This is a genomic window from Paenibacillus maysiensis (assembly GCF_000520815.1).
Classification (GTDB): Bacteria; Bacillota; Bacilli; order Paenibacillales; family Paenibacillaceae; genus Paenibacillus; species Paenibacillus maysiensis.
This window is the reverse complement of the sequence record NZ_ASRY01000127.1, coordinates 1-315: the sequence shown is the minus strand read 5'-3', so window position 1 is coordinate 315 and position 315 is coordinate 1. Positions and strand designations below refer to the sequence as shown.

Here is a 315-nt window from a genome sequence, read left to right as displayed (position 1 = left end):
GGTGATCTACATCAGATTCAATGGTTTCATACCGATCGTGGCAGCGAGTTCAAAAATCAAAAGATGGACAAGCTTCTGGAGACGTTTGAAATCGGTCGATCGCTAAGTATGAAAGGCTGTCCGTACGACAACGCTGTGGCTGAAGCCACCTACAAGATCATGAAAACAGAGTTTGTGAACCAGATGAACTTCCAGAGCCTTCGTCATTTGGAACTCGAACTATACGATTACGTCAACTGGTTCAACAAGCATCGCATCCATGGAACCTTAGACTATATGACGCCTGTTCAGTATCGCCAAGAAGCCCTTAAAAAA

Annotated in this window: 1 protein-coding gene; it reads left to right on the top strand. The window is 44.4% G+C overall.

Annotated features, from left to right (window positions below; genetic code table 11):
• Positions 1 to 315, top strand: a 315-nt coding sequence (locus L696_RS0108370) for an IS3 family transposase (RefSeq protein ID WP_025683250.1), incomplete at both ends; no start/stop codon positions are given.